Raw genomic sequence first — 15,674 nt, 5'->3', positions numbered from 1 at the left:
GACATTAGCTCAAAAAAATCGCTTAATTTTACAGCACAGCACAGCGCAAGTAAGATCAACCCTTATTTTAAGAATGTGATTTGTTCTCCCGCCAACTCCCTTTATAATCACCACTTCAATTTCTATTTGGTAAAGGAAATGAGAAAATATCTGTATTTTTGCGTTCTATTCGGCTTCTGTTTGAACCTCAGCGGCTGCGGCACGATTGTGAGTTTGATCAATCAGACCCAGCCCTATAGCGCCTATGCCGGTGTGAAATACGATTATGAAATGGCGCAACGTTGGGGCTTGCCGATTTTGGATATTCCGCTGTCGTTTATTCTCGATACCGCACTTTTGCCTTATGCCCTTGCGCAGGATTAACCGATGAAACTCAATCCGCAACAACAAAACGCCGTCGAATATGTCACCGGACCTTGCTTGGTGCTTGCCGGTGCAGGATCAGGCAAAACCCGGGTGATTATCAACAAAATCGCCTATTTGATTGAAAAGTGCGGTTATCAACCGAAGCAAATCGCCGCCGTGACTTTCACCAATAAAGCCGCGCGCGAGATGAAAGAGCGGGTGGCGCATTCGATTGGCAAACAAGCTAGTAAAGGCCTGACGGTATCCACGTTTCATACGCTCGGCTTCGATATTATCAAACGCGAATACCGCCATTTGGGCTATAAAGCCAATATCACCCTGTTCGATCAGCACGACCAACTCGCCCTGCTGAAAGCGCTGACCGAGCCGTATCTCAAAGGCGATAAAGATCTGTTAAATCAGTTGTTAAACACCATTTCCAACTGGAAAAATGATTTGATCTTGCCCGAACGCGCCAAAGGCATTGCCGACGGGCAAAAACAGCTGTTGTTTGCGTTGTGCTACGAGCAATATCACAACCAAATCCGTGCTTACAATGCGCTTGATTTTGACGATTTGATTATGCTGCCGACCCTGCTGTTTCAACAATATCCCGAAGTGCGGTCACGTTGGCAGGAAAAAATCCGTTATCTGTTGGTCGATGAATATCAAGACACCAACACCAGCCAATATGAACTGATCAAACTGCTGGTCGGCGAACAGGCGCGTTTTACCGTGGTGGGTGATGACGATCAGTCGATTTATTCGTGGCGTGGCGCGCGTCCGCAAAATATGATCCGCCTGCGCGATGATTTTCCGCAACTGGCAGTGATTAAGTTGGAACAGAATTACCGCTCTAGCCAGCGGATTTTGCACGCCGCCAACATCTTGATTGATAACAACGACCATGTGTTTGATAAAAAACTGTTTTCCACCTTAGATCATGGCGAAAAATTGCAAGTGATCGAAGCCAAAAACGAAGAACACGAAGCGGAGCGGATTGTCGCCGAACTGGTGGCGCACCGTTTTATCCGCAAAACCCAATACAAAGATTACGCCATTCTGTATCGTGGCAACCACCAGTCGCGCTTGCTGGAAAAAATGCTAATGCAAAACCGTATTCCGTATAAAATTTCCGGCGGCACGTCGTTTTTTTCGCGTGCCGAAATCAAGGACATGATGGCATATTTGCGCTTGGTGGTGAATCAAGATGACGACGCGGCATTTCTGCGCATTGTGAATACGCCGAAACGCGAAATCGGCACCGCAACCTTAGAAAAACTGGGGCAACTGGCACAAGAGAAACAGATCAGCCTGTTCGCCGCCGTTTTCGAATTTGAACTGATTCAACGCCTCACACCGCGCGCTTATCAAGCGTTGCAACATTTCGCCCGTTGGATTGTCGAGCTGAATGATCACGCGCTACGCAGCGAGCCGGAAAGTGCGGTACGCGAGATGTTATCCGCCTTGCAATATCAGGAATACCTGTTTGAACACGCCGCCAGCCCGGCACAGGCGGAAATGCAAAGCAAAAACGTCGCCACGCTGTTCGAGTGGGTGGCAGACATGCTGCGCGGTGATGAATATAACGACGCCATGACGTTAAATCAGGTGGTCACACGCTTAACCCTGCGCGATATGTTGGAACGCGGCGAAGACGATGACGAAAGCGATCAGGTGCAATTGATGACGTTGCACGCCTCAAAAGGCTTGGAATTTCCGTATGTTTATCTGGTCGGCATGGAAGAAGGGATTTTGCCGCACCAGACCAGTATCGACGAAGATAACGTGGAAGAAGAACGGCGCTTGGCGTATGTCGGTATCACCCGCGCCCAGCAGGAACTGACTTTTTCGTTATGCAAAGAACGGCGGCAATACGGCGAACTGATTCGCCCCGAAGTCAGCCGTTTCTTACTGGAACTGCCGCAAGACGATCTGCAATGGGAGCGCGATAAACCACCGCTCACCAGCCAGCAAATCGAGCAAAAAACCAGTAGCCATGTTTCCAATTTAAAAGCGCTGTTAAAGCGTAAAAGCTGAGCGCACTTTCGGCAAAAATTGTTTGCAAATCAAACAAACGAATGCGAAAAAAGGTAAAAGTGCGGTTTCCGTTAAAAAAGCGATTGACATATTTTCCGAAAACCGTATTATGTGCGCTCAAACCGATTGCGGTGAGATGGCCGAGAGGCTGAAGGCGCACCCCTGCTAAGGGTGTATACGGGAAACTGTATCGAGGGTTCGAATCCCTCTCTCACCGCCATTTGTTCTGCGCATCCGTAGCTCAGCTGGATAGAGTACTCGGCTACGAACCGAGCGGTCAGAGGTTCGAATCCTCTCGGATGCGCCATTTTAATGCTTACTCTCATTAAAATGTAAAAAGGCAAAATGAAGGTTAATCATCTTAAAACGACGCATCCGTAGCTCAGCTGGATAGAGTACTCGGCTACGAACCGAGCGGTCAGAGGTTCGAATCCTCTCGGATGCGCCATTTTTTCTTCTTGAAATCTCGCTTTTTCAGCAAAAATATTCCGCTTATTGATAATGTTATTCTGATGACTTGTGCCGATTTATCCTGTCCTTGCCAATCCGATCAATCCTACCAAGATTGCTGCCAACCATTACATCAAGAAAAAATCATTGCGCAAACTGCCGAACAACTTATGCGTTCACGTTATGCGGCTTATGTATTGCAAAAAATAGATTATTTGGTTGCCACCACCGTACCTGCGCAACAACCGCACTTGAATCAGGCGGCGATGTTACACTGGGCGCAACAAACCCAATGGGCAGGGCTTGAAATTGTGCAACATTTGCCTAAAATCGGCAAAATTCATGCGCAAGTGGAATTCAACGCGTTTTATCGAACTGGCGCCGGGCAACAAGCCCATCATGAATTATCCACCTTTGTCAACATCGACGGACGTTGGTATTTTCTTGATCCGACCTTAGCGCACTATCCGAGTATGAAACAGCCCTGCTTATGCGGCTCGGGCAAAAAATTTAAGCAGTGCTGTGCGCCATTTCTAAGTTAGAAATTCAGCCGACAAAAAACCGAATCCAGATCAGAATTCGGTTTTTATTTTTTGGACTAAAGTGCGGTCAGCTTAGTTTTTGGCTTGTTCCGCCGCTTTGACGATCACCGCAAATGCGGCCGCTTTCAGGGAAGCGCCGCCGACCAATGCACCGTCGATATCCGGTTGGGTGAACAATTCTGCTGCGTTGGCGTCATTGACTGAACCGCCGTATTGCAGAATCACTTGCTCGGCAACCGCTTGATCTTGTTTGGCGATGTGATCACGGATAAATTTGTGAACCGCTTGCGCTTGCGCAGGGGTTGCGGATTTGCCGGTGCCGATTGCCCACACCGGTTCATAGGCGATCACCGCACCGTTAAACGCGTCTGCGCCCAAGCTGTTCAGCACCGCGTCAATCTGACGTGCGCACACGGCTTCGGTCTGACCGGCTTCGTTTTCCGCTTCGGTTTCACCGATACACAACACCGGAATTAAGCCTGCCGCTTTTAATGCGGCAAATTTCTTCGCGATAAATTCATCGCTTTCTTTATGATAAGTACGGCGCTCGGAGTGTCCGATAATGATGTATTTCGCACCGAAATCTTTTAACATCTCGGTCGAAATATCACCGGTGAACGCGCCGGACACATTGGTATCCACATTTTGCGCCCCCAATGCGATGTTGCTGCCTTGCAAGGCGGCTTCGGCTTCCGCCAAATACATCAACGGCGGTGCGATTGCGACATCACAGCCTTTGACATCCGCCAGCTCCGCTTTCAATCCCGCAATTAATTCGCGGGTCATCGCTTTGCTGCCGTTTAATTTCCAGTTACCCATGACTAAAGGACGACGTGCCATTTTTTGCTCCTTGTTAATTTAAGATGAATCAATAAAAATTGCGTTCACTATAGCAAAACTTGCTCTAAATTGCTTTTTATCCGCCGAAAATTTTCGCGCTTTTTGCCTTTTTCCGCTTTTTTATTTAACAAATGATGATTATTACGGATAAAACCGTTACAATTCGCTACAAAACTGGTTAATTTAGAGGCAATTATGCGGATATTTAAAGCTGAGTTATGGAATCTGGAACTGCTGCTCCCGCTGTTCGAGCAATATCGCCGCGAGCAAGGCATGCAGGAAAACCCGGAAAGGGCATTGGCTTTTTTGGCAAATCGGATTCGCTTCAGCGAAAGCATTTTGTTTCTGGCGCTGAATGACGCGCAGCAAGCGGTCGGCTTTGTACAACTCTACCCGCGTTTATCCTCACTCCGCCTACAACGTTACTGGCAATTGACCGATATTTTTGTCAGCGATATTCCCAATCAAACCGCGATCATGCACGAATTGTTGCGCAAAAGCTGCGAATTCGTCAGTTTTACCCAAAGTAATCTGCTGGTGGTCGAAAGTACGCAAAACCAACGCGAATTCTGGCAGCAGCAGGGCTTTAAACTCAACCCGAATAAAGGGGTATTTGAAGTGCGGTTGGCGGATTAATATTTGATGACAAGAGGTTGATAAGACAAAGCGGGCGGATTAAATATCCGCCCGTTTACGAAGTGAGATGTAAGTATTTAATCTACAATCGTAAAATGCGAAGTGCGGTTCGGACTGATATATAATCCGCCCCCTACTTTATAGATTACAGCGTTCTGATTCTATGTTTAAGCACGGCTCAAATAATCCCCATAACACACCCATTTATAGGTGGTTAAGGCTTCCAAGCCCATCGGACCGCGCGCGTGCAGTTTTTGCGTGCTGACCGCCACTTCTGCGCCCAAACCGAATTGTGCGCCGTCGGTGAAACGGGTGCTGGCATTCACATACACCGTTGCCGAATCCACTTGTTTGACAAATTTGCGCGCCAACGCTTGCGATTCGGTGAGAATGCCGTCGGAGTGGTGGCTGCCGTATTCTTGGATATGCACAATCGCTTGGTCAATATCCTCGACAATCATCACATTCATATTGTTACACAACGCTTCGTTACGTAGCTTGTCATCGCTGACCGCACTTGCCTCGGCACCGCATTGCAACAACAGTGGCAAGGCTTCTGTATCGGCGAAATAACGGACTTTTTTATCGGCAAGTTGCTGTACCAAGTGTGGTATAAATTCGGCGGCGATATTGCGTTGCAGCAGCAAGGTTTCCAGTGAATTACAGGCACTCGGGCGTTGGGTTTTGGCATTGTCGATTACTGCCAAGGCACGCGTCAGATCCGCACTTTGTTCGACAAACAGATGGCAAATGCCGATTCCGCCGACAATCACCGGAATGGTCGAATGCTCTTTGCACAGTTGGTGCAAGCCTGCGCCGCCGCGGGGAATAATCATATCGACATAGCGATCCAGTTTCAGCAGTTGCATGACCAAAGTGCGGTCGGGATCGATAATCGCCTGCACCGCTCTTGCCGGCAAACCGGCTTGTTGCAGGGCGTCTTGCACCACCTGTAACAACACCTCGTTGGTATTTCGGGTTTCTTTACCGCCGCGCAAAATCACCGCATTGCCGGTTTTTAAACACAGCGAAGCCACATCAATGGTCACATTCGGGCGAGCTTCATAAATGGTTGCGACTACGCCCAACGGCACGCGCACTCGTTGAATCGAGAGTCCGCTGTCGAGCGCACCGCCGTCGATCACCTTGCCGACCGGATCGGCAAGCGAAATCACATGGCGTACATCATCGGCAATCCCTTGCAAGCGTGCGGAAGTGAGTAATAAGCGATCAATAATCGCCGCACTGATCCCTTGTGCTTCGGCATTGGCAATATCAAGCGCATTTGCCGCCAAAATTTCCGCTTCGCGCGCTTGCAACTGATCGGCAATCACCTGTAACGCTTGGTTTCTTTCCGCGCCGGACAATTGCGCCAACTCAAACGCCGCTTGCTTGGCTTGTTTGCCCATTTTCACTAAATCGATTGTCATTTTTCTGTCCTTTCTAGCTGTATTATCGTGCAACGCCGTCATTCCCGTTATCACCTGTAAAAAACGGAAGAACAAGGCGGAAAGCGCAGCTGAAGTAGGGCTTCAGCGAGCATTTCCAACACAGTTATTCCGTTTTTTAGACCGATAAAAGTACCATATCATCACGGTGGATCGCAACGGCACCATATTCATATCCCAGCGTGTGTGCAATCTCCGCCGATTTCTTGCCTTTGATTAACGTCAACGCATCACTGTTATAGCACGCCACACCAATCGCAATATCTTTGCCTTGTTGAGTGCGGATCCGCACCACTTCGCCGCGCGAGAAACGCCCTTCGATTTGGACAATCCCGGCAGGCAATAACGACCGTTGCTTTTGCAATACCGCACTTTCCGCCCCTTGATCGATCACCAACGTGCCGGCCGACGGCGCGGCAAACAGCCATTGTTTGCGGCGTTGCAACGGTGATAACAAGGCATTAAATTTAGTACCGATGGCTGCACCCTGTGCCAAATCGACAATCACATTCTCTTGGCTGCCGGGCGCGATAATGGTTTCAATTCCGGAACGGGTGGCAATATCGGCGGCGGTGATTTTGGTGCTCATGCCGCCCGTGCCCAAACCCGATACGCTGCCACCGGCAATCGAACGGATATGCTCGGTGATTTTATCCACACAGGGAATCAACTGTGCCGCTGGGTTGGCGCGAGGATCGCTGTCGAATAAACCTTGCTGATCGGTAAGCAAATAAAGTTGATCGGCATTCGCTAAAATCGCAACGAGAGCCGACAGATTATCATTGTCGCCGACTTTAATTTCTGCCGTCGCCACCGCATCGTTTTCATTAATAATCGGGATAATGTTGTTATCTAATAGGGCATTCAACGTGTCGCGCGCATTGAGGAAACGCTCGCGATCTTCCAAATCGGCACGGGTCAGCAGCATTTGTCCAATGTAAATATCATAAATTTCAAATAAATGTTGCCAAGTTTGGATCAATTGGCTCTGCCCGACCGCCGCCAATAACTGCTTTGAGGCAATGGTCGGCGGCAGTTGCGGGTGGTTTAAATAATGCCGCCCTGCCGCCACCGCACCGGAAGTGACAATCACCACCCGATAGCCCTGTTGTTGCAGTAACGCACATTGGCGCACGATATTGAGCATATGCGGGCGGCTCAGTTTCGGCGACCCTTGGGTCAAAACGCTGGTGCCGAATTTCAACACCACGGTTTTTAGCGTCGTATTTTTTGCCGTGACAGGCTTCTGTTTTGTCTCAATCGTCATGGAATGCGAATCTTTTTGCATAATTCTTGATCTAAAATAAATAACAAAGTGGCGATTACGTTACCATTAATCGGTATAAAAATCATGTAATAAAATTGCTTTTAGCGACGATTATTCGGAGAGATTATGGCGATAAAAAACGCCGCCCTCAGCCAAGCGGCACAGCAAGAAATCACCCGGCTTTGCGTGCATACCGCACTTTTGTTATTGCAACACGGAGCGGAAAGCACCTTAGTCTGCCAAATCGCCACCCGCCTCGGCAAAGCGCTGGGAGTAGAAAGTGTCGAAGTGGCGCTGACCGCCAACGCGGTGGTGCTAACCACCTTACATCAAGGGCACTGTATTACCACCGCGCGCCGAAATCAGGATCGCGGGATTAATATGCATGTGGTGACCGAAGTGCAACATATTGTGATTGCGGCGGAACACCACATTTATGACAGTGCCGTCGTGCGAAAAAAACTGTATAACATCAAGCCGTTAAAATATAACCGTTATTATGTGCTCTTGATGGTCGGTCTTTCTTGTGCTTCATTTGCCCACCTTGCCGGCGGCGACGCGTTAATTTGCCTGATCACCTTTTTGGCGTCCTGCGCCGCGATGTTCGTGCGCCAGCAATTAGCCGGCCAGCATTACAATCCGATGATCGTATTTGCCGCCACTGCCTTTGTTGCGACCGGTATTTCCGGTTTATCATTACGTTTCGGCTTGGGTAACGATCCGCAAATTGCAATTGCCTCGAGCGTCTTGCTGCTTGTGCCGGGTTTCCCGTTCATTAACGCCCTGTCCGATATTTTGAAAGGTTATACCAATATGGGAATCGGACGTTGGGCATTAGCCACGGTGCTGACCTTCGGCGCCTGTATCGGCATCGTATTTGCCTTAAGTTTGTTCAATATCAACCAGTGGGGCATTTGATATGGATTTGCTACTCCGCTTAATCGACGATATGTTTTTCGCCGCCATTCCGGCGGTCGGTTTCGCCTTGTTGTTCAACGTGCCGCAAAATGCGCTGAAATATTGTGCGTTATTGGGCGCACTGGGACATGGTTTTCGCAAACTGTTATTAATCACCATCGATATGCCGTTGCTTTTCGCCACTTTTTTCGCCGCCGCCTTAATCGGGTTTATCGGCGTATATTTGTCGCAGCGCTATCTCGCCCATCCGAAAGTGTTCACGGTGGCGGCGATTATTCCGATGATTCCGGGCGTATTTGCCTATAAAGCGATGATCGCCGTTGTGCAAATCCACCATATCGGCTATTCTGAAGCACTGTTCCAACAAGCCGTCGATAATTTTGTTAAATCCGGTTTTATTCTCGGGGCACTGGCGTTTGGCTTGGCATTGCCCGGCTTATTGTTTTACCGCCAACGCCCGGTTATTTAATGATAGGATCTCCCTCATGCAAATCAGTCTGATTGTCGCCTTCACCCGAAACCGCGTTATCGGCAAAGATAATCAAATGCCGTGGCATTTGCCGCGCGATTTAGCGTGGTTCAAACGCAACACCTTGAACAAGCCGGTGATAATGGGGCGCAAAACCTTTGAGTCGATTGGTCGTCCGTTGCCGAACCGCAGCAATATTGTGCTGTCGCGCCAGCCGTTTGTGCATGAAAATGTAACATGGGCGGACAGCCTGCCAACCGCACTTGGTTTGTGTACAACGGCAGAAGAAGTGATGATTATCGGCGGCGGCGAGTTGTTTAAACAAAGTTTACCGTTAGCCGATAAGCTCTATCTAACCGAGATTCAAACCGCTCTTGAAGGCGATACCTTTTTTCCTGAGATTGACTTAGACCAATGGAAGATCGCCGAGGAAGAAATCGCACCTGCCGATGAGAAAAACGCTTACGCCTGCCGTTTTATGGTGTTAGAAAAGGCGAGATAACAAAAACCGAGCATTTGCTCGGTTTTCAGTTTTAAAACAATCGATTATTTTACGCGAGAAACGTATTCGCCGGAACGGGTATCCACGCGGATCACTTCGCCGATTTGCACGAACAATGGCACTTTCACCACGGCGCCGGTGCTTAAGGTTGCCGGTTTGCCGCCGGTTCCGGCGGTGTCGCCTTTCAGCCCCGGATCGGTATCCACGATTTCCAACTCAACAAAGTTTGGCGGGGTCACGGAAATCGGCGCGCCGTTCCATAAGGTGACGATACATTCCGCTTGATCCAACAGCCATTTGTCGTTGTCGCCCACGGCTTTGGCATCGGCAGACAATTGCTCGAAGGTTTCGTTGTTCATGAAATGCCAGAAATCTTCGTCTTTGTATAAGAAAGTCAGGTTGGTATCCATCACATCCGCCGCTTCAACCGTCGTGCCGGATTTGAAGTTCACATCCAACACTTTGCCGGAGATCAATTTACGGATACGGGTACGGGTGAACGCCTGACCTTTGCCCGGTTTCACGAATTCGTTTTCGACGATCACGCAAGGTTCGCCGTCTTGCATAAATTTAAGACCCGGTTTGAAATCACTGGTAGAATAGGTTGCCATAATGTCCTCATTACTTGAAAAAAGCCCGATCTTAAGACAAGATCAGATAAAATTTTAATAAAACTCGCATATGATACCGCAAAACACCCACTTTAGAGAAGTGCCAATTCAGCAAAGCGACGATTGGCTCGATTATCTTGCTCATGCCACCAGCGACCCGGAAAAATTACTGCAACAGCTCAATTTAAGCCAAGTGCGGTCTGAACAGGATTTTGCCGCGCGCAAACTGTTTCCGTTGCGCGTGCCGCAACCGTTTATCGACAAAATGGAAAAAGGCAATCCGCACGATCCGTTATTTTTACAGGTGATGACTGCGCAACAAGAATTTTTAGCGGCAGAGGGTTTTAGCCCTGATCCGCTGCAAGAGCAGCAAAGTGCGGTGCCGGGTTTGTTGCATAAATACCATAATCGCGTGTTGTTGATGGTGAAAGGCGGCTGTGCGGTGAATTGCCGCTACTGCTTCCGCCGCCATTTTCCGTATCAAGACAACAAAGGCAATAAACAGAACTGGCAGACCGCACTTGACTATATCGCCGCCCACCCTGAAATCGACGAAGTGATTTTTTCCGGCGGCGATCCGCTGATGGCGAAAGATCATGAGTTAGCCTGGTTGCTGACCGCACTTGAACAAATTGCCCATGTAAAAACGCTACGTATTCATACGCGTTTGCCGGTGGTGATTCCGCAACGGATTACCACCGCACTTTGCCAACGTTTGTCGCAGTCGCGCTTGCACAAAGTGTTGGTCACCCATATCAATCATCCGAATGAAATTGACCGCACTTTAATCGACCATTTGGAGCGCCTAAAAGCGGCAAATGTGATGTTGTTGAACCAAGCTGTGCTGCTAAAAGGAGTGAACGACAATGCGCAAGTGCTAAAACAGTTAAGCGACAAACTATTTGACGCAGGCATTTTGCCTTATTACTTGCATTTGCTGGATAAGGTGCAAGGGGCGGCGCATTTTTATTTGGACGACGAACAAGCATTGGCAATTTATCGCGAGCTGCAAAAAATCAGCTCCGGTTATCTGGTGCCGAAGTTGGCGCGTGAAATTGCCGGCGAGCCGAATAAAACCCTATTTGGGGCAAATTTTGATAAAAATTCAGAATAATTCCAGCAAAAACTGTTTTTCTTTTGTCTAATTCCTTTAGAATAGACAAATATTTTTATTGATAAAAACGTATTTTTACATTTGAGGTGCAGTGTGACTTCTGACAATCCGCAGAAAACCGGCGATAACGACGTATCGTCTCATGAAAAACAAAACCAATTAAAATTTGAATTTAGCAACATGGAGCCAATCACTCCAAAAAAACCGATTGAAGAAAAACCTTCATTTTTGGATAAAGCCAAAGGGCTGTTACCAAAACGTGAACACAAGGAGGAAAGCGTGAACCCGACGAATCCACAACAACCGACACAAGCCGCAAACATGGAAGCGAATGTTGAAACCATCAGTGAAACCGCAGCGGAAACCGCCAATCTCAATGCAGGCAGCGCAAAACGCGAACCGTTAAGCCAACGCTTGAAAAAACCGGAAACTTGGGAACTGCTCAACCGTTTGCCGGCTAAACACCGCCGTCTATTTATCGCGTTGTTGGCATTAATCTTAGTGCTGTTGATTTTCTTTTGGCTGAAGCCAAGTTCCACCACCACCGTCGATGCATTGCAGGCGCAAAATGCCAATTCGTTACCGATTGAATTCCAACCGTTGAACCAATCGGAAGAGGACGTTGTCAATCAGCCGCTAGAGCAAAATGCCGAAGCGAATGTCCTATTGCCAAATAATACTGCCGGGCAAAGTGACAGCGGTGTCCCGACACCTTCTGACAGCACAGCCAATAGCGCCGCGGCAACTGCTTTAGCGCAACAAACTCAAAGCGCACAAACTGAAACCGCTCAATCCGCAACACAAGCGGCGCAAGTAGCACAACCGGCAAAAAAAGCAACGGCAACACCAACGCGTAATACCGCCGGCGTAGCAAAAGAACCGGTGAAAAAAGCGGAAACCAGCAAAGCGACCAGCGCGCCAAAAACCACTGCATCGGCAAAAACAAACAACACTGCCGCCGCAACAGAAAGCACGAGCAGCCGCACATTGACCATTCCGCAAGGCGTCAGCTTAATGCAGGTGTTCCGCAACAATAATCTGAATATTGCCGACGTCAACGCCATGACCAAAACCAACGGCGGTGAAAAAGCGTTAAGTCGTTTCAAACCGGGTGATAAAGTCACTATTCAACTGAATTCGCAAGGACGGGTCAACCGCCTAACCTTACAAAACGGCGCTTCCTTTAGCCGTAACAGTGACGGCAGTTACAGTTACAAGCCATAAGTCTGGAGCGCCATGATCCCTTGATCATGGCGCTTTTCGTTTTCGATTTTATATTTACAAGAGAAGATCCTATGCTAAAACCGCTTCTATTCAGCACAACTCTGTTGTTTCTGTCTGCTTGTCAATATATGAATGCCGCACCACAGACATTACAACCGATTCAACAAAGCACCTCTGCGTCTAGCGTTTCCAATAAAACCTTGCCAAGCCAAAATGTGACGTATATTTATCACTGCGCCAATGAAACCGAGATTAAAGTGGTTGTATTAAATGCCTTGGCAATTCAACAACACTCAAAAAATCCGTCAATTCAATTGACGTTTAAAGGCGTTAGCCAACACTTACAACCGATAGTGTCCGACAGCGGTAAACGTTACGCCAATATCCAATGGAACTGGTGGGAAAAAAGCGAAAGTGCGGTCTTGAGCAACAGCTTGGGCGAGGTGATTGTCAAAGGCTGCGTGCGGGAGTAAATATAACTGCGGTTATGCGTTAAAGAACATAACCGCACTTTGCCAACCTTATTCCAAATTCTGAATTTGTTCACGCATTTGTTCAATCAACACTTTTAATTCCACCGCCGAATTGGTGATATCCGCATTGATCGATTTTGAGGCAAGGGTGTTGGATTCTCGATTCAATTCCTGCATCATAAAATCCAGTTTACGCCCGACAGCACCGCCTTTTTTCAAAATCGAAGTCGTTTCTTTCACGTGCATTTGCAGGCGATCCAACTCTTCCGCCACATCGACCCGTTGCGCCAACAATACCATTTCCTGTTCTAAACGTTGCGGATCGGCTTGCAGTTGAATTTCATCAAAACGTTGTTGCAGTTTGTCCCGTTGCCATTGCAGAATTTTCGGCATTTGCGACCGCACTTTGTCCGCTTCAACGTTGATCGCCTCAAGCCGTTGTTGGATAATCTCTTGCAATTTCTGCCCTTCACGTCCGCGCATGGCGACAAATTCATCAAGCAGTTGATCAAAGCCGTTTAGCAGATCTTGCGCGATTTGATCCAAATCTTGCTCCGGCGTTTCAACCACGCCCGGATAACGCAATACATCGGTTAAATTGATTTCCCCTTCACCGGTTTGCTGTTTCAGCCATTGCAGCGATTTCAGCACCTGCTGCGCTAACGGCTGATTCAATTGCAGCTCAAGTGCGGTTTGCTGCTTTAATTCCAAACGCAGATTGCACTCCACTTTTCCGCGCGTAATCCGTTGGCGGATCTTCTCACGCAGATTATTTTCCAAGCCGCGAAACTGCTCCGGCAAACGGAAAAAATTTTCCAGATAGCGTTGGTTGACAGAACGAATTTCCCATACGGCATTGCCCCAATCCTGTTTCAGCGCCAGACGGGCGAAAGCGGTCATACTGTAAATCATAATTTTTCCTTTATTCGATGATTAAACCGGTTGTATTGTACTGATTCTTTGCTGCACTGTCGTGTCTAAAGTGCGGTTTGGTGTTAGAATAGCGGCGTTTAATTCAAATCTATTATGGAGAATACCGATGCGTCCAAACGATCGCCCTGTACAAGCCACCCGCCCGATTAAAATCAGCCGCCACTATACCAAACACGCCGAAGGTTCGGTATTGGTTGAATTCGGCGACACTAAAGTGCTGTGTAACGCCAGTTTGGAAAACAGCGTGCCACGTTTCTTAAAAGGGCAGGGGCAAGGTTGGATCACCGCCGAATACGGCATGTTGCCGCGCTCGACCAATGTCAGAATGCAGCGCGAAGCGGCGCGTGGTAAACAAGGCGGGCGCACTTTGGAAATTCAACGTTTGATCGGGCGTTCTCTGCGCGCCATGATTGATTTGACCGCACTCGGCGAACGCACCATTACCGTCGATTGCGATGTAATTCAAGCCGACGGCGGCACGCGCACCGCGGCGATCAGCGGAGCATGCGTGGCGGTGATTGATGCGGTCAATACCTTACTCGCCAATGGCGATTTAAAAACCAACCCGATTAAAGGCTTGGTTGCGGCGATTTCGGTCGGCATTGTCGAGGGAAATGCGGTCTGCGATTTGGAATATGCGGAAGATTCCGCCGCCGAAACCGATATGAATGTCGTGATGGCAGAAGACGGGCGCATGATTGAAGTGCAGGGCACGGCAGAAGGCGAGCCGTTCAGCCATGAAGAGTTATTACGGTTGCTGGATTTGGCGAAAGGCGGTATTGAGCAGATTTTTGCGGTACAGCGTGCGGCATTAAATGATCACTAATTTATCGGTAAGGTCTCTTTATGCAGGATTACAAACAACAATTTATCGAATTCGCCCTCAGCCGCAATGTCTTGAAATTCGGTGAATTCACCTTAAAATCAGGGCGTATCAGCCCCTATTTTTTTAATGCGGGCTTGTTCAGCACCGGTAACGATCTGGCGCGCCTAGGCGAGTTTTATGCCGCCGCCATTCAAGCGGCGCAATTGGATTACGATGTGATTTTCGGACCGGCATACAAAGGTATTCCGATTGCGACAACGGTATCCGTGGCGTTGGCAAGCCGCTTTGCTGTCGATAAAGCCGTCTGTTTTAATCGCAAAGAAGCCAAAGATCACGGCGAAGGCGGCAATTTAATCGGCAGCCCGTTACAAGGCAAGGTGCTGCTGGTCGATGATGTGATTACCGCCGGCACGGCGATTCGCGAATCAATGCGGCTGATCGCCGCTAATCAGGCGCAATTAAGTGCGGTAATGATTGCATTAAACCGCCAAGAACGCGGACAAGCCGAACTCTCCGCCATTCAAGAAGTGGAACGGGATTATGGTTGTCGCGTGCTATCGATTATCAATTTCGACGATCTGTTGCAGTTCTTACAAACCAATCCGAACTATCAACAATACCTACCCGCAATGCAGGCATATCGTCAACAATACGGCGTTTGATAACCACTTTCAGGCTGATTATTACCAAAATTCAGCCTGTTGCCATACTTTTCTCATTGAACTTCACTGCAAACCGCACGGGTATTTCTTCGTATTGCTTAGCCTTCTTGCCTCAGGCTTTTTCCGCCCAAACGCAAAAAAGCCCTTCGCATGACTGCAAAGGGCTTTTGTTCTATTCAATAATATCCGGCGGTGTCCTACTCTCACATGGGGAGACCCCACACTACCATCGGCGTTACGGCATTTCACTTCTGAGTTCGGCATGGAATCAGGTGGTGCTACCGCACTATCGCCGCCGGAATAATTCGGCTTGATTGTCTTTGTTTCTTCTTACTTTGTTTTGTTCTCTATTTTTTATTCTTTCAGCGTTTCTT

At 48.5% G+C, this 15,674-nt stretch carries 17 protein-coding genes, 3 tRNA genes and 1 rRNA gene; 15 read left to right on the top strand and 6 right to left on the bottom strand.

Going from position 1 to position 15,674, the window contains the following annotated elements; all coding sequences use genetic code 11:
• Nucleotides 1–138 precede the first annotated feature (138 nt).
• From ACQ31U_RS05965 to ACQ31U_RS05940, 6 genes are all read left to right on the top strand, one after another.
• Nucleotides 139–363 (top strand): YceK/YidQ family lipoprotein, encoded by a 225-nt coding sequence (locus tag ACQ31U_RS05965; protein WP_431054149.1) that lies wholly within the window; start codon nt 139–141, stop codon nt 361–363.
• A gap of 3 nt (nt 364–366) precedes the next feature.
• Entirely contained in the window at nt 367–2,385 is a 2,019-nt protein-coding gene (gene rep, locus ACQ31U_RS05960; protein ID WP_431054148.1) for a DNA helicase Rep, read from the top strand.
• 130 nt (nt 2,386–2,515) lie between these two features.
• Nucleotides 2,516–2,605: transfer RNA gene (locus ACQ31U_RS05955), tRNA-Ser, on the top strand.
• A gap of 10 nt (nt 2,606–2,615) precedes the next feature.
• Nucleotides 2,616–2,692, top strand: a tRNA-Arg gene (locus tag ACQ31U_RS05950).
• A gap of 64 nt (nt 2,693–2,756) precedes the next feature.
• A tRNA-Arg gene (locus tag ACQ31U_RS05945) sits at nt 2,757–2,833 on the top strand.
• A gap of 64 nt (nt 2,834–2,897) precedes the next feature.
• Entirely contained in the window at nt 2,898–3,377 is a 480-nt protein-coding gene (locus ACQ31U_RS05940) for a YchJ family protein (protein ID WP_431054147.1), read from the top strand.
• Nucleotides 3,378–3,449: 72 nt separating this feature from the next.
• On the opposite strand, the gene tpiA is transcribed toward ACQ31U_RS05940, so the two are convergent.
• Nucleotides 3,450–4,217 (bottom strand): triose-phosphate isomerase, encoded by a 768-nt coding sequence (gene tpiA, locus ACQ31U_RS05935; protein WP_431054146.1) that lies wholly within the window; start codon nt 4,215–4,217, stop codon nt 3,450–3,452.
• A 195-nt stretch (nt 4,218–4,412) separates the two neighbouring features.
• Here tpiA and ACQ31U_RS05930 point away from each other — a divergent pair, with 195 nt between their 5' ends.
• Nucleotides 4,413–4,853 (top strand): GNAT family N-acetyltransferase, encoded by a 441-nt coding sequence (locus tag ACQ31U_RS05930; protein WP_431054145.1) that lies wholly within the window; start codon nt 4,413–4,415, stop codon nt 4,851–4,853.
• Nucleotides 4,854–5,020: 167 nt separating this feature from the next.
• On the opposite strand, the gene proA is transcribed toward ACQ31U_RS05930, so the two are convergent.
• Nucleotides 5,021–6,283, bottom strand: a complete 1,263-nt coding sequence (gene proA, locus ACQ31U_RS05925) for a glutamate-5-semialdehyde dehydrogenase (RefSeq protein WP_431054144.1) — start codon at nt 6,281–6,283, stop codon at nt 5,021–5,023.
• A gap of 136 nt (nt 6,284–6,419) precedes the next feature.
• Nucleotides 6,420–7,568, bottom strand: a complete 1,149-nt coding sequence (gene proB, locus ACQ31U_RS05920; protein WP_431054290.1) for a glutamate 5-kinase — start codon at nt 7,566–7,568, stop codon at nt 6,420–6,422.
• 126 nt (nt 7,569–7,694) lie between these two features.
• Here proB and ACQ31U_RS05915 point away from each other — a divergent pair, with 126 nt between their 5' ends.
• From ACQ31U_RS05915 to folA, 3 genes are read left to right on the top strand one after another with little or no spacing between them, the layout of a single operon-like run.
• Nucleotides 7,695–8,486 (top strand): threonine/serine ThrE exporter family protein, encoded by a 792-nt coding sequence (locus ACQ31U_RS05915; RefSeq protein WP_431054143.1) that lies wholly within the window; start codon nt 7,695–7,697, stop codon nt 8,484–8,486.
• 1 nt (nt 8,487) lies between these two features.
• Nucleotides 8,488–8,955, top strand: a complete 468-nt coding sequence (locus tag ACQ31U_RS05910) for a threonine/serine exporter family protein (RefSeq protein ID WP_431054142.1) — start codon at nt 8,488–8,490, stop codon at nt 8,953–8,955.
• Nucleotides 8,956–8,971: 16 nt separating this feature from the next.
• Nucleotides 8,972–9,457, top strand: a complete 486-nt coding sequence (gene folA / locus ACQ31U_RS05905) for a type 3 dihydrofolate reductase (protein ID WP_431054141.1) — start codon at nt 8,972–8,974, stop codon at nt 9,455–9,457.
• A 44-nt stretch (nt 9,458–9,501) separates the two neighbouring features.
• On the opposite strand, the gene efp is transcribed toward folA, so the two are convergent.
• Nucleotides 9,502–10,068: an elongation factor P gene (gene efp / locus ACQ31U_RS05900; RefSeq protein WP_431054140.1), complete on the bottom strand. Its 567-nt coding sequence runs from the start codon at nt 10,066–10,068 to the stop codon at nt 9,502–9,504.
• Between the two features lie 70 nt (nt 10,069–10,138).
• Here efp and epmB point away from each other — a divergent pair, with 70 nt between their 5' ends.
• From epmB to ACQ31U_RS05885, 3 genes are all read left to right on the top strand, one after another.
• Nucleotides 10,139–11,182, top strand: a complete 1,044-nt coding sequence (gene epmB, locus ACQ31U_RS05895) for an EF-P beta-lysylation protein EpmB (RefSeq protein WP_431054139.1) — start codon at nt 10,139–10,141, stop codon at nt 11,180–11,182.
• A 93-nt stretch (nt 11,183–11,275) separates the two neighbouring features.
• Nucleotides 11,276–12,406 carry a LysM-like peptidoglycan-binding domain-containing protein gene (locus ACQ31U_RS05890; protein ID WP_431054138.1) on the top strand — a complete coding sequence of 377 codons (1,131 nt, stop codon included), beginning with the start codon at nt 11,276–11,278 and terminating at the stop codon, nt 12,404–12,406.
• 71 nt (nt 12,407–12,477) lie between these two features.
• Nucleotides 12,478–12,879, top strand: a complete 402-nt coding sequence (locus ACQ31U_RS05885) for an MliC family protein (protein WP_431054137.1) — start codon at nt 12,478–12,480, stop codon at nt 12,877–12,879.
• A 48-nt stretch (nt 12,880–12,927) separates the two neighbouring features.
• Here the strand turns inward: ACQ31U_RS05885 and ACQ31U_RS05880 are convergent, their stop codons facing one another.
• A complete protein-coding gene (locus tag ACQ31U_RS05880) occupies nt 12,928–13,791 on the bottom strand; it encodes a YicC/YloC family endoribonuclease (protein ID WP_431054136.1) in 864 nt (287 codons plus the stop codon).
• Between the two features lie 127 nt (nt 13,792–13,918).
• Between ACQ31U_RS05880 and rph the strand changes: the two genes are divergently transcribed.
• Nucleotides 13,919–14,638, top strand: a complete 720-nt coding sequence (gene rph / locus ACQ31U_RS05875; protein ID WP_431054135.1) for a ribonuclease PH — start codon at nt 13,919–13,921, stop codon at nt 14,636–14,638.
• A 20-nt stretch (nt 14,639–14,658) separates the two neighbouring features.
• Entirely contained in the window at nt 14,659–15,300 is a 642-nt protein-coding gene (pyrE, locus tag ACQ31U_RS05870) for an orotate phosphoribosyltransferase (protein ID WP_431054134.1), read from the top strand.
• Nucleotides 15,301–15,484: 184 nt separating this feature from the next.
• Here pyrE and rrf read toward each other — a convergent pair.
• A 5S ribosomal RNA gene (gene rrf, locus ACQ31U_RS05865) occupies nt 15,485–15,600 on the bottom strand.
• Nucleotides 15,601–15,674: the final 74 nt, after the last annotated feature.

It is taken from the genome of Testudinibacter sp. TW-1, assembly GCF_050613185.1.
Taxonomy (GTDB): domain Bacteria; phylum Pseudomonadota; class Gammaproteobacteria; order Enterobacterales; family Pasteurellaceae; genus Chelonobacter.
Note: the sequence above shows the minus strand (reverse complement) of the source record. Positions and strands in the feature narration are given on the sequence as shown.